20 protein-coding genes are annotated in these 25,207 nt (G+C 32.5%); 12 read left to right on the forward strand and 8 right to left on the reverse strand.

Annotated features, from left to right (window positions below; all coding sequences use genetic code 11):
• Positions 1-12: 12 nt before the first annotated feature.
• From EV145_RS00790 to rpe, 7 genes are all read left to right on the forward strand, one after another.
• Positions 13-2,748 (forward strand): carboxypeptidase-like regulatory domain-containing protein, encoded by a 2,736-nt coding sequence (locus EV145_RS00790; RefSeq protein WP_133523342.1) that lies wholly within the window; start codon positions 13-15, stop codon positions 2,746-2,748.
• Positions 2,749-2,753: 5 nt separating this feature from the next.
• Positions 2,754-3,989, forward strand: a complete 1,236-nt coding sequence (locus EV145_RS00795; RefSeq protein WP_133523343.1) for a DUF4249 domain-containing protein — start codon at positions 2,754-2,756, stop codon at positions 3,987-3,989.
• Positions 3,977-5,698: a hypothetical protein gene (locus EV145_RS00800; protein WP_133523344.1), complete on the forward strand. Its 1,722-nt coding sequence runs from the start codon at positions 3,977-3,979 to the stop codon at positions 5,696-5,698. Before EV145_RS00795 ends, EV145_RS00800 begins: the two co-directional genes overlap by 13 nt.
• Positions 5,699-5,859: 161 nt before the next feature.
• Positions 5,860-6,411, forward strand: a complete 552-nt coding sequence (locus EV145_RS00805) for an RNA polymerase sigma factor (protein ID WP_133523345.1) — start codon at positions 5,860-5,862, stop codon at positions 6,409-6,411.
• Positions 6,401-7,852: a hypothetical protein gene (locus EV145_RS00810; RefSeq protein ID WP_133523346.1), complete on the forward strand. Its 1,452-nt coding sequence runs from the start codon at positions 6,401-6,403 to the stop codon at positions 7,850-7,852. The genes EV145_RS00805 and EV145_RS00810 overlap by 11 nt, the downstream gene beginning before the upstream one ends.
• Before the next feature lie 82 nt (positions 7,853-7,934).
• A complete protein-coding gene (locus tag EV145_RS00815) occupies positions 7,935-8,798 on the forward strand; it encodes an RNA polymerase sigma factor RpoD/SigA (RefSeq protein WP_007804760.1) in 864 nt (287 codons plus the stop codon).
• A 274-nt stretch (positions 8,799-9,072) separates the two neighbouring features.
• Positions 9,073-9,735 (forward strand): ribulose-phosphate 3-epimerase, encoded by a 663-nt coding sequence (gene rpe, locus EV145_RS00820; RefSeq protein ID WP_133523347.1) that lies wholly within the window; start codon positions 9,073-9,075, stop codon positions 9,733-9,735.
• Here the strand turns inward: rpe and EV145_RS00825 are convergent.
• Both EV145_RS00825 and EV145_RS00830 read right to left on the reverse strand, forming a co-directional pair.
• Positions 9,712-10,500 (reverse strand): DNA/RNA non-specific endonuclease, encoded by a 789-nt coding sequence (locus tag EV145_RS00825; RefSeq protein ID WP_133523348.1) that lies wholly within the window; start codon positions 10,498-10,500, stop codon positions 9,712-9,714. The genes rpe and EV145_RS00825 overlap by 24 nt on opposite strands.
• Before the next feature lie 93 nt (positions 10,501-10,593).
• Complete coding sequence (locus tag EV145_RS00830; RefSeq protein WP_133523349.1) at positions 10,594-12,777, reverse strand: carboxy terminal-processing peptidase; 2,184 nt, start codon at positions 12,775-12,777, stop codon at positions 10,594-10,596.
• A gap of 213 nt (positions 12,778-12,990) precedes the next feature.
• On the opposite strand from EV145_RS00830, the gene surE reads away from it, so the two are divergent.
• The 5 genes from surE (at position 12,991) to EV145_RS00855 (ending at position 17,803) form a co-directional block, all read left to right on the forward strand.
• Positions 12,991-13,770: a 5'/3'-nucleotidase SurE gene (surE, locus tag EV145_RS00835; RefSeq protein ID WP_133523350.1), complete on the forward strand. Its 780-nt coding sequence runs from the start codon at positions 12,991-12,993 to the stop codon at positions 13,768-13,770.
• Positions 13,763-14,035 carry a hypothetical protein gene (locus EV145_RS00840; RefSeq protein WP_133523351.1) on the forward strand — a complete coding sequence of 91 codons (273 nt, stop codon included), beginning with the start codon at positions 13,763-13,765 and terminating at the stop codon, positions 14,033-14,035. The genes surE and EV145_RS00840 overlap by 8 nt, the downstream gene beginning before the upstream one ends.
• A gap of 69 nt (positions 14,036-14,104) precedes the next feature.
• Entirely contained in the window at positions 14,105-15,223 is a 1,119-nt protein-coding gene (gene lpxB / locus EV145_RS00845) for a lipid-A-disaccharide synthase (protein WP_133523352.1), read from the forward strand.
• 12 nt (positions 15,224-15,235) lie between these two features.
• Positions 15,236-15,721: a C40 family peptidase gene (locus tag EV145_RS00850; RefSeq protein ID WP_133523353.1), complete on the forward strand. Its 486-nt coding sequence runs from the start codon at positions 15,236-15,238 to the stop codon at positions 15,719-15,721.
• Between the two features lie 45 nt (positions 15,722-15,766).
• A complete protein-coding gene (locus EV145_RS00855; RefSeq protein ID WP_133523354.1) occupies positions 15,767-17,803 on the forward strand; it encodes a ComEC/Rec2 family competence protein in 2,037 nt (678 codons plus the stop codon).
• A gap of 7 nt (positions 17,804-17,810) precedes the next feature.
• Here the strand turns inward: EV145_RS00855 and EV145_RS00860 are convergent, their stop codons facing one another.
• The 6 genes from EV145_RS00860 to EV145_RS00885 all read right to left on the reverse strand — a co-directional run bounded on the left by EV145_RS00860 (position 17,811) and on the right by EV145_RS00885 (position 25,073).
• On the reverse strand, positions 17,811-18,260 hold the full coding sequence (locus EV145_RS00860; protein WP_133523355.1) for a thioredoxin family protein: 450 nt from the start codon (positions 18,258-18,260) through the stop codon (positions 17,811-17,813).
• A gap of 247 nt (positions 18,261-18,507) precedes the next feature.
• Positions 18,508-18,960, reverse strand: a complete 453-nt coding sequence (locus EV145_RS00865) for a thioredoxin family protein (protein WP_133523356.1) — start codon at positions 18,958-18,960, stop codon at positions 18,508-18,510.
• 223 nt (positions 18,961-19,183) lie between these two features.
• Positions 19,184-19,651 (reverse strand): thioredoxin family protein, encoded by a 468-nt coding sequence (locus EV145_RS00870; protein ID WP_133523357.1) that lies wholly within the window; start codon positions 19,649-19,651, stop codon positions 19,184-19,186.
• A 52-nt stretch (positions 19,652-19,703) separates the two neighbouring features.
• Entirely contained in the window at positions 19,704-21,188 is a 1,485-nt protein-coding gene (locus tag EV145_RS00875) for a peptide MFS transporter (RefSeq protein ID WP_133523358.1), read from the reverse strand.
• Between the two features lies 1 nt (position 21,189).
• Positions 21,190-22,866, reverse strand: coding sequence for a peptide MFS transporter (locus tag EV145_RS00880; RefSeq protein WP_133523359.1), 1,677 nt, complete (start codon positions 22,864-22,866; stop codon positions 21,190-21,192).
• A 35-nt stretch (positions 22,867-22,901) separates the two neighbouring features.
• Positions 22,902-25,073 (reverse strand): S9 family peptidase, encoded by a 2,172-nt coding sequence (locus EV145_RS00885; protein ID WP_133523360.1) that lies wholly within the window; start codon positions 25,071-25,073, stop codon positions 22,902-22,904.
• Positions 25,074-25,207 lie beyond the last annotated feature (134 nt).

The following is a 25,207-nucleotide window of genomic DNA, read 5'->3' on the forward strand; positions in this document are numbered from 1 at the left end:
AAGAAACATACAATGAGAATATTTACTATCCTTTTATTATTTTTCGGTTTTAATCAGATACTGCATTCACAAGGCGAAAAAAACACAATAAACGTTACTTTTAATAACATAAACAGAATCGCTGCCTTAGAAAAAATCGAGGCTTCGACTTCTTATAAGTTTTATTTCCAAGAAAATTGGTTTGATAAAAATGTCTTAATCTCCGGAGATTATTCTAACAAAACTATTGAAGAAGTTTTGTCTAAGGTACTTGAAGATACTGAACTTAATTTTTACATTAATAAGAATAAAATCATATTAACAAAAAACAGTATTATTTACGACAAGCTTCAAAACAAAAAAGATGCTAATGCGCCTATCTTTTTCCAGCAATATGATTCCGTTAAAAAAGACAAATCAGGCACAACTGCACCTATTGCATTAATTGGTAAAGAAGCCACTGACACAGATGTAGACCTATATACTTTATCTGGTCACATTACTGATTTAAAAGACGGAAAACCATTAGCAGATATTAATGTAAAAGTAAAAAACACGGCTATTATTTCGACTACTAATGCTGAAGGATTTTATAGTTTTAAACTTCCAACCGGATTAAGCACTATCGAAGTCGAGTCATTATTTTACAATAGCACGGCTAGAAAAATAATGATTTACAGCAATGGTACTTTAGATTTTACTATTCTTGAAAAAATCAATCAGCTTGATGAAGTTTTAGTAAAAGGAAAAGACAGTCAAAACATTCGAACAGCCATTACAGGAGTTACAACTATTGAAGCTGAAGGAGTAAAAAATATTCCTCTAGTTCTTGGAGAAAGAGACATTTTGAAAGTGGCTTTAACGATTCCTGGAATTAAAACGGCAGGTGAAGGATCTTCTGGATTTAATGTCAGAGGAGGAAAAGAAGATCAAAATTTAGTGTTATTAGACAATGCTACAATTTACAATCCTACGCACCTTTTTGGTTTTTTCTCTTCGATTAATCCATATACGATCAACAAAGTAGATATTTATAAAGGAGGTATTCCTTCTGAATATGGTGGCCGCTTATCATCTGTTTTTGACATTATTTCTAAAAATGGAAATACTGAAAAAATTTCTGGAGAAGGAGGAATTGGCCCCGTAACCAGCAATCTTACGGTATCACTTCCTGTTGTAAAAGACAAAGCTAGTTTGTTAGTTGGCGGAAGAGCAACGTACTCAGATTGGATTTTAAAAACATTGGATGATGATCGACTAAAAAACAGTCAAGCTTCTTTTTATGATTTGTTTGCAAAATACAATCATAAAATCAATAAAAACAACACTGTTGAAGGAACTGGATATTACAGTAGAGACAAGTACAGCTTAACTCCAGATTCATTATTTCAATACAGCAACCGATTAATTTCGTTGAAATGGAAACATGCATTCAATGAAAAAAACAATAGCGAGTTCAACGTAACAAATAGTGAGTACAAATACAGCATAAATTACCAATCTGTTAATCCTGAATCTTTTCTGCTTAAATATAAAATAAACGAGAGTCAGGCTACTTTAAAGTTCACCAGCGAACTTAACAGCAAGCATAAGCTTACTTATGGAATAGCCACTAAACTATATAAAGTAAATCCGGGAGAATTATCGCCAAATGGAGAAAGCTCGTTAGTCACGCCAATTACAATAGAAAATGAAAAGGGACTCGAATCGGCCGCATTCCTCTCTGATAAATTTCAGATTTCCGAAAAACTATTGTTAGATGTTGGCGCACGTTATTCTTATTATATGGCGCTAGGCCCGTCAACACAAAATGTATATGCAGATGGCGTACCAAAGACTCCAGCCACAGTAATTGAACAAAAGACCTACGGAAATAATGATGTAATTTCTAAAAATGGAGGTTTTGAACCAAGAGTTGGCCTGCGTTATATTTTTAACGAAAGTCTTTTTGTAAAAGCTGGTTTCGATAAAAATTATCAGTACATTCACTTACTGACAAACAATACAACACAATCGCCAACTGATACTTGGAAATTGTCTGATTTGAATGTAAAACCAGAAAGTGGCCTACAATATTCATTGGGAATATTCAAAAAACTAGAATATAATGACTTAGAATTAAGTGTTGAGGGGTATTACAAAACTTCTAAAAACATTTTGGATTATAAAGTCGGATCACAGATTCTTTTAAACCAAAACCTAGAAACCGAATTACTTCAGGGAGACGGGAAAGCTTACGGTATCGAATTTTTGTTAAGAAAATCAATTGGACGCCTTAATGGATGGATTGGCTATACGTATTCAAGATCATTTATAAAATTAGACAGTCAGTTTAATGATGAAAAAGTAAACAGCGGGGATTATTTTCCGAGTAATTTTGACAAGCCACACGATTTTAGCATTGTTATGAATTATAAATTCACGCATCGTTACAGTTTTTCTTCTAATTTTGTATATCAAACAGGAAGACCAATTACCTACCCTATTGGTAAATATGATTACAACGGTGCAGAATATACTTTATACAGTGACCGAAATAAGTTTAGAATACCTGATTATTACCGATTGGATATAGGATTAAATATTGAAGGAAATCACAAGATCAAAAAATTAGCGCATAGTTTCTGGAATATATCAATCTATAATGTATTAGGAAGAAACAATCCTTATTCGATTTTCTTTGTTACTAAAGAAGGCCAAGTAAAAGCTTATCAAACATCAATTTTCGCAGTTCCAATACCAACTGTTACTTATAATTTTAAATTTTAACCGTTATGAAAAAAATCTTTTTACTTAGATTTCTAATAACAATACTATTCTTTGCGGTATTTGGCTGTACAACACCTTATACCTATCAATCAAGCAGCGGATTCGAAGATATCATTGTTATTGAATCCACTATTACCAATCAAAATAAAGCGCAAGTAGTAAAACTTACAAGATCGTATAAGCTTGATGATAAAAGTCCAACTTTTGAAACAGGTGCTGTTGTTTTTGTGACAGATAATCAAGGCAATAAATACGATTTTAAGCAAAATACTGAAAACTATACTTCTGTAACTCCTTTTCAAGCAGCACCAGACAGACAATATCAGCTGCATGTAACTACTAAAGATGGCAGAACATATATTTCAAGCAACGAAACATTGCCACACCAAACTGAAATAGAAAGTATCGCAGCTAATAAAGTAACCAAAGAAAACCAGCTTGGAGTTGAAATCACAGTAAATAGCTATGATCCAACAAACAGCTCGCATTATTACAGGTATGAGTATGATGAAACCTATAAAGTTGTGGCTCCAAAATATTACCCTAAAAAAGCAGTTCCCGTTTATTTTCCAGCGGGTTCTTATCCACCAGGAATGGTTGTTTTTGAAGATCGAACTGAAGATGTCAGAACTTGTTACTCCAACCAAAGCTCGAATGAATTGCTTTTAACCAGTACAAATGATTTATCTGAGGATAGAGTAACAGACTTTCCTGTACGCTTCATCGCCAGCACTGATCATATTATTGCAAATAGATATAGCATTTTAGTGAAACAATATGTACAAAGTCTTGCGGCTCATACATTTTCTGAAACACTGAAAGAAATATCAAATTCAGGAAGTATTTTATCGCAGACACAGCCTGGTTTTTTCTATGGAAACATAAAATCAGTGGATAACCCCGGAGAAAAAGTCATTGGGTATTTTGATGTATCTTCTTATTCTGAAAAAAGACTGTTTTTTGACTTCAAAGATTTATTGAATGGCGAACCTACTCCGAAGTATCCATACATCTGCCCTTCTCCAATACCAGATGATCAGACCAAACAATATATTTACAATTATTGTTTCAATAAAAATCCTGAATATGAATGCCAGGGCGAACTGATTCTGAATTTACTTTCAAGTGGCACGAAAGTTTATTTCCCTACAGAAGGTACTAGCTATATATTGTACCCTATTGAATGCGGCGACTGTACTTCTTATTCATCAAACGTAAAACCACCATTTTGGATAGATTAAAACACATATTATTCATAGCGCTAGCCTTTAGCTGTCAGCAAATTGTATTTGCTCAAAAAAGCAATTCTGTAAACGAACTGAATGTTGTTGACAAGAAAATTAACGAGGCTATTTACCTTAGCACAAATGCTAATTCATTTTTGACAGGTGAAACTTTGCTCTACAAAATATTCTGCATAGATAAAGCAGCAAATACGGCTTCAATTTTCAGCAAAATAGCTTATGTACAGCTAATTGATAATAGTAAAAAAGTTGTTTTCACTCACAAACTTTTTCTTGACAAAGCAACAGGAAATGGAGACTATTTTATTCCGACAACTTTAGAAACCGGAAGCTATAAATTAATTGGGTACACCAATTGGATGCTTAACAAAACTACACCAGAATATTTTTCTGTTGATATTTATATTGTTAATCCTTATAAAGAAAACCCTAGCAACAATACGGTTTCGTACAATGCTGTTTCGTCAGAAAAGGTGAGCAACAGCAATATTTCTTTTGATATAAAAAACAAATCGCACAACTGCAGAGATTTAATTGAATTAAATATCAAAGCTAATTCTGAGGAATTTTCTAAAGGAAACTACACGCTTTCTGTTAGAAAAACTGATGGTTATTTAACTCAAAATAAAGCAATTTTCAGCAATGTTAACGGAGGACAAAATAGCGAGATTACGGCAAATCAATTCGCAATTCCAGAACTGCGAGGCGAAATTATTTCAGGAAAAATATCTTCAGCTAGTGCGGACATTAAAAACAAAAAAGTAGCACTTTCTATTGTCGGAAAAAATTCTGAGTTAAAACTTGCTAAAACTGATGATCAAGGAAGATTCCTTTTTATTCTAGAAAAAGAAAATCCAAATTCAAATATTATTGTGCAGGTTCTTGAAAGCGGCAAGGAAGATTATGTAATTGAAATTGACAAACAAAAAGCTTTAGATTTTTCTAATTTGACTTTTCCAACTGTTCAATTTAATTCGGATTTCCAGAAAAATATCACAGACCGATTGATTTCAACTCAAGTTGAAAATGCCTATTATGATATTAAAAAAGATAGTTTAATAAATCCTGTTGTTGGTGCTCCTTTTTTTGGCACTTCATCTGAAGAATTTAAACTGGACGATTTTACAAGATTTCCTAATATGGAAGAAACAATTACGGAGATTTTAAAAGGTGTTTATTATAGAAAATACAATAATGAATACTCGATTCATGTTTTCGATTATGATGAAAATTATGAATCTTCAATTCCTGCCTTGATTGTTGTTGACGGATTAATTATCGAAAACCTAAATGAGTTTTTTGCCTTTAATCCTAAACTCATTTATAAGGTAAATGTAGTAAGAGGAATCTATTATTATGGTTCAAAATCTTTTAACGGTATTGTTTCTTTCACTACTAAAAATGGCGATTATGACACGAAACTGAAAGGTCAATTTATTATTAGGCCTGAAATTTTAAGACCTCAGGTTAAGAAAAACTATTTTAGTCCTGATTATGTAATCAACAAAAGCGTAAGAATTCCAGATTATAGACACCAGCTTTTATGGCAACCTAATATTGACTTGAGCAAAACAGACTCAAATATTAAATTTTATGCGTCTGATGTCTCAGGAAATTACGAGGTTACACTTGAAGGATTTTCAGCAAATGGAAAACCTGTTTTCATCAAAGATTTTATAGAAATAAAAGAAGAACCTAGCAACTAGTATACTTCAAAAAATACAAACACCAAAAAAACCTCTGTTTCCAAGACTTGAAATAGAGGTTTTTTTTTATTTATTGACGCAACCTTTTTATTTATTCCGTACTACTAATTAGACTCTGTAACCAGAGAATAAAAAAAGCAACAAATATTCTAAAATAAAATTTGAATTTAGACCAACTCATAAAGGGCTGCATTAAGCAAAACCGAAAGGCACAAGAAGAATTATATCATGTATATAAGAAAACGCTTTATGTGCTAAGTCTAAAATATTGCAGCAATGAAGCCGAAGCCGAGGACAATCTTCACGACGCTTTTATTGAGATTTTCAGTAATATAAAAAACTACAAAGAAAAAGGAAGTTTTGAGGGCTGGATTAAAAGAATCACAATCAACAAGGCAATAACCCGCTATAAACAATCTTATGTCCTAACAGCCATTAAGGATGAATATCTGCAGGATGAGTTCATAAATGAAAGCGAAATCAATTTACCGCTTGACACTCTATTATCTTTTATTCAAGAATTGCCACATCAATATCGACTGGTTTTCAGTTTATATGAATTGGATGATTTTTCACATCAGGAAATTGCCAGTTTGCTATCCATTTCAGAAAACACTTCAAAATCTAATTTACATAGAGCAAAACAGATTTTAAAAGACAAGATTAAATCACAAAGTACATTTTATTATTCTAAACAGAAAAATGGAAAATAGAACAGGAATAGGAAAAGCAATTAGAGGTCAGTTAAATAATTTGGACAAAAGTCCGAATGACTTTCTATGGTCAAAAATTGAGAAAGACTTGAATCAAAAAAGACGCAAAAGAATATTAACTTGGTTAATTCCGAGTTTAATCGCTGTGGTATTTTTGTCTGCATCGCTTTATCTTAATTCTGATTTTCAAGAAAAAAATCAGAAACAACAAACACAACCAAAAAAAGAAATCAGCAAAGGAATCAGTAACGAAAATCAAGATTTAAAGCCAAGTCAAAAAACAGTATTACAAAAAAAGGAACCAGATCAAATTACTACGATTACAAAAACTAAAAACGTAAAGCTTGTAAAAGAATCCAGTAAACTGATCACATCGACAAAGGAATACGAAGAGTATGAAGTCGTAAAAAAATATAAGGTTGTTATTAAAAAGCAACAGGTAAAAACAGCACCTATAAAATTAGGAACTTCTAAGAAACCACTGAAAGCGAGTCTTTCTAAAAATGCGAAAACCCCAACAAAACATAAAGCAGCAAAAAACGCTTCAAACAAAAAAGTGAAACCTTACAATTTGAGGCAAAACAAAAAAACAGAAGCCAAATTACCCGAAAGTTATGCTTCAGAAAAAACCGTTTTAGACACTTTAAAAAATAATGAAACCGCATTAAAAACAGATCAAATACAAAAAGATACAATTACAAAAACAGACAGTTTACTTACTAAAAAAATAACTGCTCCAAAAAGAGAATACAAAAAAACCGTTTACAACACAAAACCTGAAGAAAATCGTCCTGATTTTAGTATTCACGCATTTTATGGTCCAGCAATTTTTGGTTCTTTAAATGGTTTGTCGCTGATTAGTCCAACTATGGATAATTTACCAAAAAGCCATCCCGTAACCTCACATTACGGAATCTATGTGAAAACGATGTACGACAGAATTGGTTTTAAAACAGGATTTTCAAAAATAAATTTAAAGACAACAACAAACCTCGATCAAAACTTAATTACAGATTTTGAAAACATTAATCTTAAATCTGAAACCAATATAAAGGAGACATTTGGTACTTCTAATGAAGCTGAATTGCTTCAAAAAATTTCTTATTATGAAATTCCAATGGAATTTAACTATGCCATAAAAAAAGATGAAAGCAAATTTGAAGTAGATGCTTTCACTGGATTTAGTTTTTTATTTTTAGATAAAAATCAGCTATTTTTAAAATCAGAGAAAATAGCAATGCAGGAAATTGGCGAGGCAAAAAACATTTCAGGACTAAATATTTCATTCGATCTAGGAATCGGAATTACCTATAAATTAACAGATAAAATAGGTGTAGATATAAATCCTCTCTTTAAATATTACCTCAATACTTTTAAAGAAAATGGCGAAGCAAAACCTTACAGTTTATCACTGCAAACAGGAATTAATTATAAATTTTAAAATATTTTTTAATTAGTTGTAACTTTTTTGATACTTCATACGTATAACCATTTGTACACTTAAAAATTGAGGAGACAAAAACATGAGACAACTTAAAATCACCAAGCAGGTAACTAATCGTGAAACTGCATCGTTAGATAAATATCTACAAGAAATCGGAAAAGTTGACCTAATTACCGCGGATGAAGAGGTAGAATTAGCACAAAGAATTAAGGCGGGTGATCAAAGAGCATTAGAAAAATTAACAAAAGCCAACCTACGTTTCGTTGTATCGGTTGCTAAACAATATCAAAATCAAGGATTAACTCTTCCTGACTTAATTAACGAAGGAAACTTAGGTCTTATCAAAGCAGCACAGCGTTTTGATGAAACTCGTGGATTTAAATTTATCTCTTATGCAGTATGGTGGATCCGTCAATCGATTCTTCAGGCATTAGCAGAACAATCACGTATCGTTCGTTTACCATTAAACAAAATTGGTTCTATCAATAAAATCAACAAAATGTACGCATTATTAGAGCAATCTAATGAGCGTCCGCCTTCTGCTGAAGAAATTGCAAAAGAACTTGACATGACTGTAAATGACGTAAAAGAGTCTATGAAAAACTCTGGTCGTCACTTATCTATGGATGCACCTCTTGTTGAAGGTGAAGATTCTAACCTTTATGACGTTTTACGTTCTGGAGAATCTCCAAACCCAGACAGAGAATTAATTCACGAATCATTACGTACTGAAATCGAACGTTCATTAGAAACATTAACTCCAAGAGAGGCTGATGTAGTTCGTTTGTATTTTGGTCTTGGCGATCAACACCCAATGACTTTAGAGGAAATTGGAGAAACTTTCGACTTAACTCGTGAGCGTGTTCGTCAGATTAAAGAAAAAGCAATCCGCAGATTAAAACATACTTCAAGAAGTAAAATTCTTAAAACTTATTTAGGATAAATTATATTTGTTTCAGGTTTCAAGTTTCAAGTTGCTCGTAGTAACCTGAAACTTGAAACTTGAAACCTTTTTAACGCAAACAACAGTTTGATTGACTGTTCGTTTTTTGATTGATGATTGAAACTCCGGCTGATTACCGGAGTTTTTTATTGGCCTTAACTGCAGGGCTCTTTTAACCGCAAAGTTTGCAAAGCTTTGCGAACTTTGCGTAAATCCTTGTAAACTTTGCGGTTAAAAATTTATCTTTGTAATAAAACAACACACTACTATAAAAATGAAGAATACACTTATTGCTCCTTCAGTTCTTGCTGCCGATTTTGCAAATCTGCAACGCGATGTCGAAATGATCAACAATAGCCAAGCTGATTGGTTTCATATTGATATTATGGATGGAGTTTTTGTTCCGAATATTTCTTTTGGAATGCCTGTTTTAGAAGCAATTTCCAAACATGCAAAAAAAACAATCGATGTGCATTTAATGATTGTTGATCCAGATCGCTACATTAAAACTTTTGCCGATTTGGGAGCTAACAACTTAACGGTACATTACGAAGCCTGTACACATTTGCACAGAACTTTACAAGCTATTAAGGCTGAAGGAATGAAAGCCGGAGTTGCTGTCAATCCTCATACTAATATCGATTTATTAGAAGATGTTATAAATGATATCGACTTGGTTTGTATTATGAGTGTGAATCCCGGTTTTGGTGGGCAATCATTTATCGAAAACACTTATACAAAAGTTCAAAAACTTAAGGCTTTGATCACTCGCAAAAATGCTTCAACATTAATTGAAATTGATGGCGGTGTAACCAGCAAAAATGCAAAACAGTTAGTAGAAGCCGGAGCAGATGTTTTAGTTGCAGGAAGCTTTGTTTTTAAAGCCGAAAACCCAACTCAAACTATTTCAGAATTAAAAGTCCTTACTGCTTTTTAAGTTTTTCAAATTCGGAAAGAAATCAATTCCAGTCATTTTTTCTAATGTTTCAATTGGAACAACAAAATCATAAATGGATTTTTCGCTGTCTTCATTCGGAACCAAAAAAGCAATAGCTTTGTGCTCTTTTCCAGATTTAGCTACAACGATTTTATAAAAATACTTAGGGACAGCAACATTTTCTGTCCCTATTTTTTTGTCTGAATCTTTCAAAACACCTCCCGTTACAACATAAATATCATTGTACTTCCCTGCCCAATAGCGCGTTTTTTGCTCAATTCTGTTCCAAATTCCGCTATTGAAATCATGTTTTTGAGGCGAAATATTAGAAGTATAAAAAGTATCATTATAAGCCTCTTTATTAAACTCCATATCACCAGCAGGACAAAGATGCCCTTTGTCATAGCCCGATTTTTTATAATTTCTCCAATCCGCAGAACCCGTTGTTACTTTTGGATCTTCAATAAAATAAGGACGTTTATAATCTCCGTTTTTCAAATATTCCTTTTTCAATTCATAAGCAACCCATTCTGCCTGCTCAAATTTTTCATTATAAGAAAGCGTGTAATATGTATGCTTTACAATTTGACCTGTAGTTGAAGTTGGCAAATAAGAAACCGCATACAAAGAATCTGTAGTATTTTGAGCCGAGGCTGAAGTAAAAGATGTTGGTTTTTCCTGCACCGCTCCCTCTCTTTCTGAATTTTCTTTTTTACAAGAAACCAATACCAAACAAATCAAACCCAAAAAAATATAATTCTTCATCCTTTCTTTTATTACGAAATAAACTTACAAAAAAATGCTCCATAAATAATATATCTATGGAGCATTTTAATAACAAATTAATTCTTTATCGAATTAAGATTTTACCAGTTTATCCTTTTTCATTTTAGGAGTAACAGTATTTTTTACATAACTTTTAGTTTGTAAATCATCCAAAACATTTAAAGCTTCTTCTACATAAACATCTTTAGATAATGCTTGGTGCCAAGCCTCTCTTTTTTCTTTTAATGTAGCATCATTATTCATTTCAAGCTCTTCATAAGGCAATGATTTGAAAACCAAGCTATTTTTATAATCAGCAATTGGTTTATACTTTTTACCTTCATTTTCAACTTGTTCCTGAGTGGCTTTAAAGCTTTTAATATTCAAGCTATAAGTATTCTCTTTATTTTTAACATCAATCCATTTTGCATTATCTTCAATCAATTTGAATTGATCATTATTTGCAATTCTGTTTCGGCTGTTATTAATCGCCTGAGTAAATTTTTCGTTAGAAGTCCAAGTACTGTAATCCGCTGGATCAATTTTATCCCAAGGCATTGCATTATCAATATCACGCTCTCCCATTTTTAAATAAGCATAACGATCTGGCATTACAACATCACTATGAACACCTTCTAATTGAGTTGACCCTCCGTTGATTCTGTAGAATTTTTGCCCAGTAATTTTCAAAGCTCCTAGGTCACCGTAATTTGCGTTACGTACAAACTGGTTTAAATCAAGAACATTTTGCACTGTTCCTTTTCCGTAAGTTTGTTTGCTTCCAATGATTACTCCACGTTTGTAATCCTGAATTGCAGCGGCCAAAATTTCCGAAGCCGAAGCTGAAAAACTATTAACCATAATTACTAACGGTCCGTCCCACTCGATTTTTTTATCTTTATCGTATAAAACTTCTTTCTTTTTACCAGCAGATTTTACCTGTACAATTGGCCCTTCTTCAATAAATAAACCTGCAATATCAACAACCGTAGAAAGAGATCCACCGCCATCATCACGAACGTCAAGCACGATACCATTTACATCTTCTTTTTTCAATCTTTCAACCTCAAGAGCAATATCTTTTCCGGCATCACGACCATCTTTGTTTTCAAAATCAATGTAGAATTTAGGTAAATAAATCACACCATATTTCAATCCATTTCTTTCAACAATACTAGATTTAGCATATGTTTCTTCAATTTCAACAACATCTCTGATGATTGAAATTACTTTAATAGTTCCGTCAACTTTTTTAACTGTAAGTTTAACTTCAGTTCCTTTATGACCTTTAATTTTTTTCACGACATCATCAAGACGCATTCCAACAACATCGACTGGCTCTTCGTTTCCTTGTGCCACTTTCAAAATCATGTCACCTGCCTCAAGTTCTTTACCTTTCCATGCGGGACCTCCTGAGATCAATTCGTCAATTTGAGTGAAATCATTTTTCTTAACTAATCTTGCCCCAATACCTTCTAATTTTCCACTGATATTAACATCAAAACGATCTTTTTCTTCAGGTGCAAAATAACTTGTATGCGGGTCAAAACGTGTCATGATTGAATTTACATATACAGAAAACCAATCCTCTTTGTTCAAATCTTTAATTACACCAAAATTGTCGTCTAATGATTTTAATGAACTGTCACGAGTTTCTTTCTCTAATGTCTCAAAAGATTTTTCTTTATAAGCAGGATCTTTTTTCTTTTTATCCTCTTCTATTTTTTGTTTTGTTACCAATGAAGAAAGCGTAGACAATTTAATTTGTTTTCTCCATCTTTCATTAATTTCTGCCGTATTTTTAGCATAAGGAAGATGCTCATAATCGGCATTAAAAGTCTCATCAACATTATAGTTGAAAGGCTGTGCTAAAATTGTTTTGTAACGTTTTTTACTTTCTTCCATTCGCTTCATTAATCTTGTATAAGTAAGATTAAAAAACGTAAGATCTTTGTTTAAAAACTGGTCATCAAGCTGTAATTCATACTGCTTAAATTCGTCAATATCAGACTGCAGGAAAAACCTTTTTGAAGGATCCAGTGCATCGATATAATCTTTAAAAATTCCTTTAGAAAAGTCATCATTTATTTCAGCCGGACTATAGTGTCCTTTTTCAATAACGAAAGCAAGTAATTCTAAAAGCGTTTTGTCTCTATTTGGGTCCGGATCTGCAGACTTATCTGCATTTATTTTAAACGCAAATAAGGTAACTGATAAGCATAATACGGCTATAAGTATTTTATAATTTCTTTTCATAAACTTAATAATAGCATTCATCAAATTTTTTAATCTAAGTTACGGTAAAAACTGTGCCAACAAAGCCAAGCTCACTATAATTTTTTGTTAAAGATATAAAAATGTTTGTTGTTCAAAAGTCCTTTAAGATTTAGTTTACAATTTTTATTTATTTGTTAGTATTCTACCAAAATCTGTTGCTACATTTGCCTAAAGAAGCCTTAATTTTGATAAAACAAAAAATCCTCGCCTAGCATGAAAGACGAAAAACCTTTAATATTGGTAACCAATGATGACGGAATTCTAGCACCCGGAATCAGAGCTTTAATTAGTGTTATGGAAACTATTGGAGAAGTTGTGGTTGTTGCTCCAGATAAACCTCAAAGTGCCATGGGACATGCCATCACAATAAACAATACTTTATTTTTGGATAAAATTTCGAAAGATGATGATCTAGTAACTGAATACAGCTGTTCTGGAACACCCGTAGATTGTGTAAAATTGGCAGTAAATGAAATTCTGCACAGAAAACCTGATTTGTGCGTTTCAGGAATAAACCACGGCTCAAACTCTTCAATAAATGTAATTTATTCTGGAACAATGAGCGCCGCCGTTGAAGCCGGAATTGAAGGAATTCAGGCTATAGGTTTTTCACTTTTAGATTTTGACTGGAATGCCGATTTTGAACCCATAAAATCATTCGTAAAAAAAATAACACTGGAAACACTTGCCAATAAATTACCCGCTGGAGTCGTTTTAAATGTAAATTTCCCGAAATTAAAAGAAAACGAAATAAAAGGAATAAAAATTTGTCGCCAAGCAAAAGCGTATTATGCTCAAAAATTTGACAAACGACAAACTCCTTTTGGGAAAGATTATTACTGGCTGACCGGAAAATTCACAAACGAAGATAAGGGCGAAGATACAGATGAATGGGCGCTGGAAAATGGATACATTTCTGTAGTTCCTGTTCAATTTGACTTAACGGCTCATCATTCAATGCAACAACTTAACACCTGGAAATTAAATGAATAAATTAGACATCCTGATTGGTTTTATTATCGGAATTATTACTTCTCTTATCGGAAGTTATCTTTTCATTAAATTATTTACCTCTTTTGACCTTTCAAACGGTCTTCAAACCATAAAGCAATACGGATATTTAGGAAAAGTAATTACTTTAGGAAGCATTTTAGATCTTGTTTTATTCTTATTTCTGTTAAAAAGAAATAAAGAATTAATGGCGAGAGGCGTTGTTTTTGCTGTGATTGTCTTAGCAATTTCGACTTTATTTATTTAAATCTTATCTTTGTTCTGCAAAAAAAAAATGCTGTGCTTCTAAATTACGCGCACTTTTAAAAAACTCAATATGAAATATTACATAATAGCTGGCGAGGCTTCTGGAGATTTACATGGTTCTAATTTAATGAAAGCTTTGTATGAAGAAGATCCGCAGGCTGAAATCAGATTTTGGGGCGGTGATTTAATGCAGAAAGCGGGCGGCACTTTAGTAAAACACTATCGCGACTTAGCTTTTATGGGATTTGTTGAAGTTATTTTCAATTTGAAAACAATCTTGAGTAACATTAAGATCTGCAAAAAAGACATTTCTGAATTCAAACCAGATGTATTAATTTTTATAGATTATCCAGGTTTCAATATGCGTATTGCAAAATGGGCAAAAGCTTTAAATTACAAAACCCACTATTATATTTCGCCGCAAATTTGGGCTTGGAAAGAAAACAGAATTACCGCAATCAAACAAGATGTCGATAAGATGTTTGTGATTCTCCCATTTGAAAAAAGTTTTTATGAAGAGAAGCATCATTTTCCAGTTGATTTTGTCGGGCATCCGTTAATCGATGCAATCCAGAATCAGCCTGCTTTTGATGAGGCAACATTTAGAAGAGAAAATGAATTGGGCGAAAAACCAATTATTGCAGTTTTGCCAGGAAGCCGTAAACAGGAAATCACAAAAATGCTTAGCGTAATGCTTAGCGTTGTTGATGATTTTCAAGACTATGAATTTGTAATTGCCGGCGCTCCAAGTCAGGATTATGAATTTTATCAGCAGTTTATAAAAAATAAAAATATTGCATTTGTTTCTAACAAAACTTACGATTTGCTTCGCTCTTCAACAGCGGCTTTAGTAACTTCAGGAACTGCAACCCTTGAAACTGCTCTTTTTAAAGTTCCCGAAGTAGTATGTTATAAAGGAAGTGCAATTTCGTACCAAATTGCTAAACGTATTATCACGCTGAAATACATTTCTCTTGTCAATTTAATTATGGATCAAGAAGTTGTAACTGAGTTAATTCAAGACCAATGCAATACAAAACGCATTAAAGAGGAATTGCAAAAACTTTTAGAACCAGCGTACCGCGAAAAACTATTAAAAAATTACGATATACTAGAACAAAAGCTTGGAGGTGTTGGTGCCAGCAAAAAAACAGCAAAACTTATAGTTGCCGATTTAAAGCAAGCTTAAACTTTTTTGATTTTGAAAAAAATAATTGTTTTACTTCTTTTAGCAATCACATTTGCTTCTTGTAAATCTTCTTCAAATGCAGTGAGCAAAAAGGAGTCAAAACGAGAAAACAAATCCATTGTAAGCCATTTAATTGAAACTGCCACAGAAAATATCGGCGTAAAATATAAAGCTGGAGGCACGACTAAAAATGGTTTTGACTGTTCTGGATTGGTTTTTACTACTTTTGAATCTGAAAACATAAAATTGCCGAGAAGTTCATTTGAGCAATCAAAAATCGGAACTATAATACCTTCAAAAGACGCCTTAAAAGGAGATCTAATTTTCTTTAAAACCAACAAAAGCAAGCAAATAAATCATGTTGGACTTATTACGGAAATTAACTCTAATGAAATCAAGTTTATACATTCTTCAACTTCAAAAGGCGTAATTATTTCGTCTACAAAAGAACCCTATTACCAAAATTCTTTTGCTCAAATCAACCGAATTGTAGAATAATATTTTTATATTCTTTTTCTTACAAAATTTTAATACTTTTAAACCATGAAAGTATTAGATTTTCCCTTGATCAGAATTACCATTTGGTTTATTGCTGGCATTTTATTTTTTTATTATACAAAAACCACGCTATTTATCGCAACTATAGCATTAATTAGCAGCACTTTTATTTTTCTCATTTTGTACTTTCTAAGTAACAAAAACAAAACAATACTGCCTTTCTTTGGCCTCAGCACCTATTGTTCAGCATTTTTTTTAGGTGGTATTATATTACTTCTGCATACAGATTCTCTTCAAAAATCAAATTATATTCATTGTCAAAAAGCATTCAATGTTTCATCTCAAATAACATTTACACTTCATGAAAAACTCAAAAGCAACTCATACAGCGACCGATATACTGCATTAATAAATAGAATTGATGGAAAAGTGTATTCCGGCAAAATAATAGTAAATATTGCAAAAGACAGCACCAATAATTCCTTGATAATTGGAAGCCGTATTAAAACAAAAACCACTTTACAAGCTAACAAATCAAACAAAAACCCTAACCAGTTTGATTATGCTAAATACCTATCGGACCGTCAGATTTATGCTCAAATTTATTGCAGCAAATCTCAAATCCAGATTAATAAAAACATCCAAAAAGATATTTGGTATTATTCAGATTGTCTTCATCAGCGCATTATCCGCAATCTGGAAAAAGCACGTTTTAATACTACAGAAATGAATGTGGCGCTTGCTTTAATTTTAGGACAGCAACAGGAAATTTCAGCAGATATTATTCAGGACTATCAATATTCTGGGGCGACACATATATTATCAGTTTCAGGACTACATGTTGGTTTTATAATGCTTCTCATCAATTTTATATTAAAACCAATTCCGAATACAAGAAAAGGTTCTTTTATAAAATTAATTTCTGTACTGACAGCGCTCAGTTTTTTTGCTGTTATTTCGGGACTATCGCCTTCTGTTTTGCGCTCTGTAGTAATGTTTTCTTTTTTAACAATTGGAAATCATCTTCGCCGAACGGGCAATATCTATAACACACTTTTAGTTTCAATGTTGCTGATCTTGCTCTTTGAACCATATTTTTTGTTTGACGCTGGTTTTCAGCTAAGTTATATTGCTTTGTTTTTTATTATCTGGCTCCAGCCTTTATTAAAAAAGCTATTTACTCCAAAAAACAAAATAGCTATATATATTTGGGATGCACTCACGGTTTCATTTGCAGCGCAAATTGGGGCTTTCCCTTTATGTTTGTATTATTTTCATCAATTTCCTGGATTATTCTTTATTACAAATATTGCTATTATTCCGGTTTTAGCTTTTGTAATGATTGCCGGAATCATCGTAATGATTTATGCCGTTTTTGATTCTCCTCCATTTTTTTTGGTGAAAATTCTAGAGAAGAGCATTTACCTTTTAAACGAGATAATTCATGGAGTTGCCTCTATAAAATCATTCGTAATATTGGATATCAGTTTTAATTTTTATTTTCTGATTACTTTTTATCTTCTAATATTCACAACAATTATTTGGTTCAAAAAACCTAATTTTCCAAAATTAGCGATAGCTTTAATTGCAATAATCATGGTTCAGATTTCTTTTATTTATACCAAAAAAGAAACCGAAACGCAACAAGAAATGATTGTTTACAACGTTAAGAAGAAAACATTAATCACAATTCGATCTGGGAAAATCATTACAATTTTTACAAATGATAAACTTCTCTTAAAAGATTCAAGAAACACAGTTCTAAAATCTTATTTAGTTGGGAATTTTGGTACAATAAAATCAGCTACAAAACCTGAAAATTTAATGTTTTATAACGGGGAAAAAATCTTTGTTATGGATAGCGCTGGTGTTTATGATAAAAAGATTCAACCTGATATCTTACTGCTCACACAATCTCCAAAAATAAATTTAGATCGACTTCTTAATGAAATGCATCCTAAAGCAATTATTGCAGATGCTTCAAATTCGAATTCAATTCAAAAAATTTGGAAATACACCTGTCTTAAAAAAAATATCCCTTTCCATGCCACAGCCGAAAAGGGATACTATCAATTAAAATAAAATCTTTTTATTCTGGATTCAGCATAATATTAGCTTCCGATATCCATGCTTTTGCAGTCACAGGCTTATAAGCCAATCTACCCAACAGATTAAAAGTGGTCTTAGTTTTTCGTACAGAAGCTAAAGTCAAGCAGGCCTGAGGCAGTTCAACAACACCAAGCGCTGATTTTAAACTTACATTTTGATCTCTTTCAGCATCAGATATTGTTGTGTCCGATAAATCCAATTTAACCAAAATAACATTATCTCTCGACCAAACAACAAAATCTGGAGTATTAAAAATTTCGTTCTGAAGTTTAGTTGGTGCGCCAGCAATTGTGAAGAATATAAACAGAGGTTTCTTTTGTTCCATACTTGCTGCAACAGCGTCGGTCATAGAAGTTTTCCACACTAATCCTTGAGAATGCAGAAAAAATGAGCCTAAAAATAATAACAGAGTCAGTAATTTTTTAATCATAATTATTTGGGGTTTGAAGTAGGTTAATTTCGACTAAAGTACTATAATATCCCACTAAAATCCACAACATTAAACAAAAAATTGAAAAAAAAACTAAGAAAATCGAATTTGCTAATAAAAAGTTAAAAAAATATAAAAATGAAAAAAAATACCACCGAAATTTTTAAACTTTTCATCACTATTGAAAAAAAATCCCCTTCTTATATTCATAAAAAGGGGATATTTTAACTAAAAATGAAGTTAATTCTTATTCACTCGGATGTAAAATTCCATTTGACTCCGCAATCCAAGCTTTTGCTCCTCCCGGCTTGTAGGAAATTTTTCCTAAAGCACTAAATGTAGTTTTGCTTTTTCTGATAGACGCACTGGCAAAACAAACCTGAGGAAGCTCGTCAACACCAAAAGCATTTTTTAATCTAAGATTTTGCTCTTTATCACCGTCTGATGCAGAATCATCAGATAAATCCAGTTTTACTAAAATTACGTTGTCGCGCGACCACACAGCAAAATCTGGGGTTTTAAAAATTTCGTTCTGAAGATTCTCTGGTACACCTGAGGCAGTGAAAAGAATTAACATTGGTTTTCTTTGTTCATTACTAATAGCAATTGCATCTGTCATATTGGTTCTCCAAACAAGATTTTGTGCCTGCATAAAAAATGAACCTAAAAAAAATAGTAGGATAAGTAATTTTTTAGTCATATTATATTGGTTTTGGTTAGATAGTGGAACGAAATTAACATAATATTTTAATTATCCAATTTTAATTAATACAAAAAATGAATAATGTGTTTTTTTACAGACAAAAAAATACCAAATACACAATTCAGTCAAGCGTAACCAAAAACTTTTCCTACGAAACCAAAAAAAAGCTCCTTATGCAAATGAGCATAAGGAGCTTTTTTATTTTCTAATAATTTAAAACTTAAGACTTCTTCGGATTTACAATTCCATCTGCGACCGTCAGCCATGCCGATGGTCCTCCGGCAACGTAACCCGTTTGGCCCAAACCTTTAAAATTTACTTTTCCATCTTTAGATTCAGCACTTGTAAAAAATATTGTCGGAAATCCCTGTATTCCAAATGCTTGCTGTAATTCATTATTCTGATTTTTTATTTCAGGAGCCTGAGGCGTTCTTCTTGGATAATCCAGTTCAACTAAAACAACATTATCAGTCGCCCACTTTTTAAATTCAGGCGTTTTTAAAACTTCATTCTGTAATCTTATGCACCATCCACACCAATCGCTTCCTGTAAAAAACATCAGCATCGGTTTATGTACAGTATTACTCACTGTAATCGCTTCTCTAACATCTGTATACCATTTAAGTTCTTGCGCTTGAGATGCAAAACCGCCAACTAAAAACAAAGCGATTAAATAAAATTTTTTCATATTTTATATTTTTCCACAAATTTAAACAAAAAAGAAATCACAAAAACATCTTCTATTTCACTTCTTGCATTAATTTTTTAATAATAGGCGAAATTGCAATTAAAATAACCCCTGCAACTAATGAGTATATTGCCAATTGATAGTACCCTTCTGTATAAGACTGAAGCTTAGACAACAACGTATCACCAGTATTTGATCTTGATATTTCGGCACCTAATTTCCCTGCAAATAATTGCCCGAATGCACTGGCTAGAAACCATAATCCCATCATCATCCCAAACAATCTTTTAGGAGATAATTTTGTTATAATTGACATCCCAATTGGACCTAGACAAAGTTCACCGATCGTTGTTACTAGATATGCAAAAGTAAATACATTCAGTGATGCAATACCTTTAGCATCTGCAAAAAATCTAGTCAGGTAGAAAATATAAAAAGAAGCTCCTAAAAATAAAAATCCTATTCCGAATTTAATTAAAGTATTAGGTTCTATTTTTCTTTTTCCTAACCAAATCCAAAGCAATCCAATCAGAGGACTTAAAACAACTACAAAAAAAGTATTCGAACTGTTATTTATAATATTCGGATCAATTGTAAAAAATAACAACTTATCATTTAAATTATCTTTAGCAAAAAGTGATAAAGAACCACCACTTTGCTCATAAATCGCATTAAATAAAAGATAGAAAAATACAAATAAAAATGCTGCAAAAAGTTTTTTCTGAAGCTTTACATCTCCCAACTTAATCAATTCATAGGTAAAATACAAAACTGCAGCAACCCCAATGGTATACATGAAATAATCTGTATAATCTGTATTTTTTACCATTATAAAAATAAACGGTAAACTTAAAAGTGACAATGCATAAACTGCAATTTCACGAATTCTTCTTTTAGATGGTTCTAAATCTAAAAGAGGAGAATCACCAATAGGCCCTAAATATTTTTTGGTAAACAAGAAAGTAAGTAAACCTAAAAACATTACAATAGCTGCTGACAAAAAGCACCATTGCCAAGAATAATATTTTCCTAAATAAATACATAAAGCACCCCCTAAAAGGCCTCCAACATTTATTCCAGCATAAAACATTCCGTAACCCGCATCTCTACGCCCATCATCTTCATGGTATAATTCACCTACCATTGACGAAACATTTGGCTTAAAAAACCCTGTTCCAATAATAGAGAAAGCGATTCCATAGTAAAACATTTCCTGAGGCGAAAAAGCAATCAAAAGATTCCCAAGAATCATAACGATTCCGCCAAAAAACAAAGATTTTTTAAATCCTAAAACTTTGTCAGCAAAAATACCTCCTATAAAAGTAAACGCATATACAAAAGCCTGTATCGCACCATATTGTAAATTAGCATGCTCATCTTTTAAAAAAAGCTGATCCACCATGAAAAACGTAAGAACTCCTCTCATTCCGTAGAAACAAAAACGTTCCCACATTTCAACAAAAAACAAGTACCACAATTGTTTTGGATAATTGCCTTTAAAATTTTGAATTTCTTCTAATGTAATTGTCTTTTCCATTTTATCTAACACCGTGCATCATTTTCTTCAAGAATGGCGTTAAAGCAAATAACACAATCGCTGCAATGCCAGTAAGCACAACAAACACCATAAAAAACTCATATAAATTATGAATTTCGAATCCTGCAAAAAAGTGGTTTGCAGCACTAATTTGGTGTTTCTCTAAAAGCGCTAATTGCTCAGCAGTTGGAGTAACAGTTTTATCTAAAATTGCTTGAAGATCAATTCCTAATTCTTTTGCTTTTGCAAATTTATCACCTGTTGCTGGCAAAATTGCTCCTAATGTTCCACCTAAAGCATAACCCGAAGCATTCGACAAGAAAAATACTCCATATAATAAAGAAGCAAAACGTTTTGGAGACAATTTACCTACCAATGACAATCCAATTGGCGATAAACATAACTCAGCACATGTATTTAAGAAATATAATAAAATCAACCATTTAACCAATAATAGACCAGAAGTTCCGATATAAGAAACCTGAGTTGCAATCATGAAGAAACTCACAGAAATTATAACAAGTCCAAAAGCTAGTTTTACAGGAGAAATTGGTTCTTTATCTTTTGCTCTCAATGTATCCCATAATACACTAAATGGCACAGCTAATAACACTACAAATAATCCGTTAAAAATCTGCACCATCGATGCTGGCATTTGAAACCCAAAGAAGTTTCTGTCCGTTTGATTATCTGCGATAAAAGTCAAAGAAGAACCTGCCTGCTCAAACGCAGCCCAAAAGAAAATAATAAAGAACGAAACGATATAAATTACAATAATTCTATCTCTCTCGATTTTTGTCAATGACGAATCTGAAACAATTAATCCCGCCAGGGCTAAACCACTTGAGTAAATTAAAGTATAAATTAAATTCTGGCCCACAACGTAGTGAAAAAAGAACCCTAAAACTATAAAAGCAATTCCTGCAATTGTCAAAGCTTTACCTGAAAAGTTTGCTTGCTGCGCTTCTCCTTCTTCAAAATCAGAAGCATCATTTTTAGAAGGAAGCCCTCCTAAAGGTTTTCCTTCTGGAGAAACTACATATTTATTTTTTAAGAAGTAAAAAAGAATTGTCCCTAACAACATCGCAACAGAAGCTGCCAAGAATCCCCATTTGAATGCATGAACATCTCTAAAGCCACTAGCATCTTTAACGTCTCCTAAAAGAGGACAAATAGATTGTCCTAAGAACGCTCCAATGTTAATCCCCATATAAAATATAGTAAAAGCAGAATCTAGCTTTGTTTTTTCTTGTTTTGGATATAAACTCCCCACCATGCTAGAAATATTTGGCTTAAAGAAACCATTACCAAAAACGATAGTTCCTAAACCGCAGAACATAATCACTCTTGCTAAATCTTGATTTCCTTCAAAAACACTTCCGCTGGTAAACAATAGCAACTGTCCCGTCGCCATCAATAAACCTCCTAAAATGATACAATTTCTATTTCCAAAATATCTGTCTGCAATAAAACCTCCAAGCATAGGAGTCAAATAACAAAGTCCAAGAAAACCTCCATAAATTAATGACGCCTCTTCTTCCTTCATCAATAATGAGTTCACAAGAAATAAAGTCAATAAAGCTCGCATTCCATAAAAATTGAATCGCTCCCACATCTCCGTCCCAAACAATACCCAAAGTCCTTTTGGATGCGCAGTTTTTACTTTAGTTTCTCCCATATTATTTATTCTTATTTAAGGTTAATATTTTTAGATTATAAATTTTCTTTGATAAAGTTACTCATTTTATTATAAAGCTGAATTCTGGTATTCCCGCCAGAAATTCCATGGTCTTTATCTGGATAAATTTGAGAATCAAATTGTTTGTTTGCCTGAATCAAAGCTTCCATCATCTGCATTGAATTTTGCACATGTACGTTATCATCTCCAGAACCGTGAATCAATAAAAACTTGCCTTTTAATTTTTCAACATGGTTTATAGGTGAGTTTTGATCATATCCGCTCGGATTTTCCTGAGGCGTCTGCATGTATCTTTCTGTGTAAACACTGTCATAGAATCTCCAGTTTGTAACCGGCGCAACAGCAATTGCCATTTTGAAAACATCATTTCCTTGAAAAATACAGTTCGAAGCCATAAATCCTCCGTAGCTCCAACCCCAGATACCAATTCTTGAAGCATCAACATACGGATAAGAACCAATTACTTTTGCAGCATCAATTTGATCTTCAACTTCATATTTACCTAATTGTAATTGCGTTACTTTTTTGAAATCAGCGCCTTTATATCCAGTTCCTCTTCCGTCAACACAAGCAACAATATAACCTTGCTGTGTAAGCATCATGAACCAATATTCGTTAGAACTTCCCCATCCATTTACAACCTGCTGTGATCCTGGACCAGAATACTGAATCATGAAAACTGGATACTTTTTTGAAGCATCAAAATCTTTTGGCTTCATAATCCATGCGTTCAATTCATTTCCTTTCGCTGTTTTTAAAACAAAAAATTCTTTTGAAGGAAGATTGTATCCTTTTAACTTATCAGCAAGAGCCTGATTGTTTTCTATAACCTGAATTTCTTTTCCAGCTTTTGCGTCGTTTAAAGTGTAAACCGTTGGCTGAGAAGCGCTAGAATAAGTATTTATGAAGTATTGGAAATTTGGGCTGAATGTCGCTTTATTTGTACCAATTTTATTCGTTAAAGCAACTTTGTTTTTTCCGTCTAATGAAATGCGGTAAACGGCTCTGTTGATAGAACCATTTTCTGTAGATTGGTAGAAAATAGTTTTAGTTTTTTCGTCGAAACCGTAGTATGAAGTCACTTCCCAGTTTCCTTTTGTAACCTGATTTTTAAGTTTTCCGGTTTTATCGTAAACATAAATATGATTAAATCCGTCTTTTTCGCTTGTCCAGATAAAACTATTGTCTTTTAAGAACGTCAAGTCATCTGTAACATCAACATAAGCTTTGTCCTTTTCGTTCAAAACTACTTTTGCAGCAGCTGTAGTTCCATCAATAAACAATAAATCTAAATTATCTTGGTGACGGTTTAAAACCTGAGCTGACAACACATTATTATCATTTGTCCATTGCATTCTTGCAATATAAAAATCATTGTAGCTTCCTAAATCAACTTTTTTTGAAGTACTTGCTACAGCATCAAAAATATGCAATGAAACTGCCGAATTTTTTTCTCCTGCTTTAGGATATTTAAACGTTTCAATCCCTGGATATAAATCTTTATGAAATATTGACATTGAAAACTCTGGAACCTGGCTTTCGTCAAAACGGATATAAGCTAATTTTTTGCTGTCTTTACTCCAGTCAAATGCCCGCACAAACGCAAACTCTTCTTCATAAACCCAGTCAGTAATACCATTTATAACCGCATTCTTCTTTCCGTCTGTTGTAATAGCAACCGATTTTTTTGAAGTAACATCATATATATAAAGGTTATTTTCTTTTGCGTAAGCAATTTTTGTTCCGTCTGGTGAGAAAGTTGGTTCCTGAATTTGGGAATCAACTAGTTTTGTCAAAGTATTTCCTGCAATATCATAGAGAAAATAATCAGCAGTAAAAGAGTGACGGAAAATCTTAGAAGAATTACAAGCAATTAAAATCTTTTTTTCAGAAGCATCAAAAGTGTAGGCGTCAATTCCGTCTGCAAGCTCTTTGAAGTTTTTTGTATCAATTAAATTGGAAACTTTTTTTAGCGTTGCAAAATCATATAAATCAACCTGCATGCTTCTGCTTGCCTGATCGACATTTAAAACAGTATATTGATTGGTATTTTTTAAGGATTGCATCTGGTCCATTCCTTTAGCACGAAATGTACCTCCAAAAATGTTTTCGACAGTTATTTTCTGCTGTCCAAAAACCACCGCAGTTAAAAATAAAAGTACTGCAGTAAATTTACTTGTGTTCATTATAATTATTTTAAATATAAAAAGAGCCCAATTTTAGTAAAAAAAATAAACATAATACACATTTTAAGTGTTAAATGTTAAAAAAAATAACGATTGCGTACTTTCACAACTCAAATAGATTGCAATCAAAACTC

It is taken from the genome of Flavobacterium sp. 245, from assembly GCF_004362055.1.
Taxonomy (GTDB): Bacteria; Bacteroidota; Bacteroidia; order Flavobacteriales; family Flavobacteriaceae; genus Flavobacterium.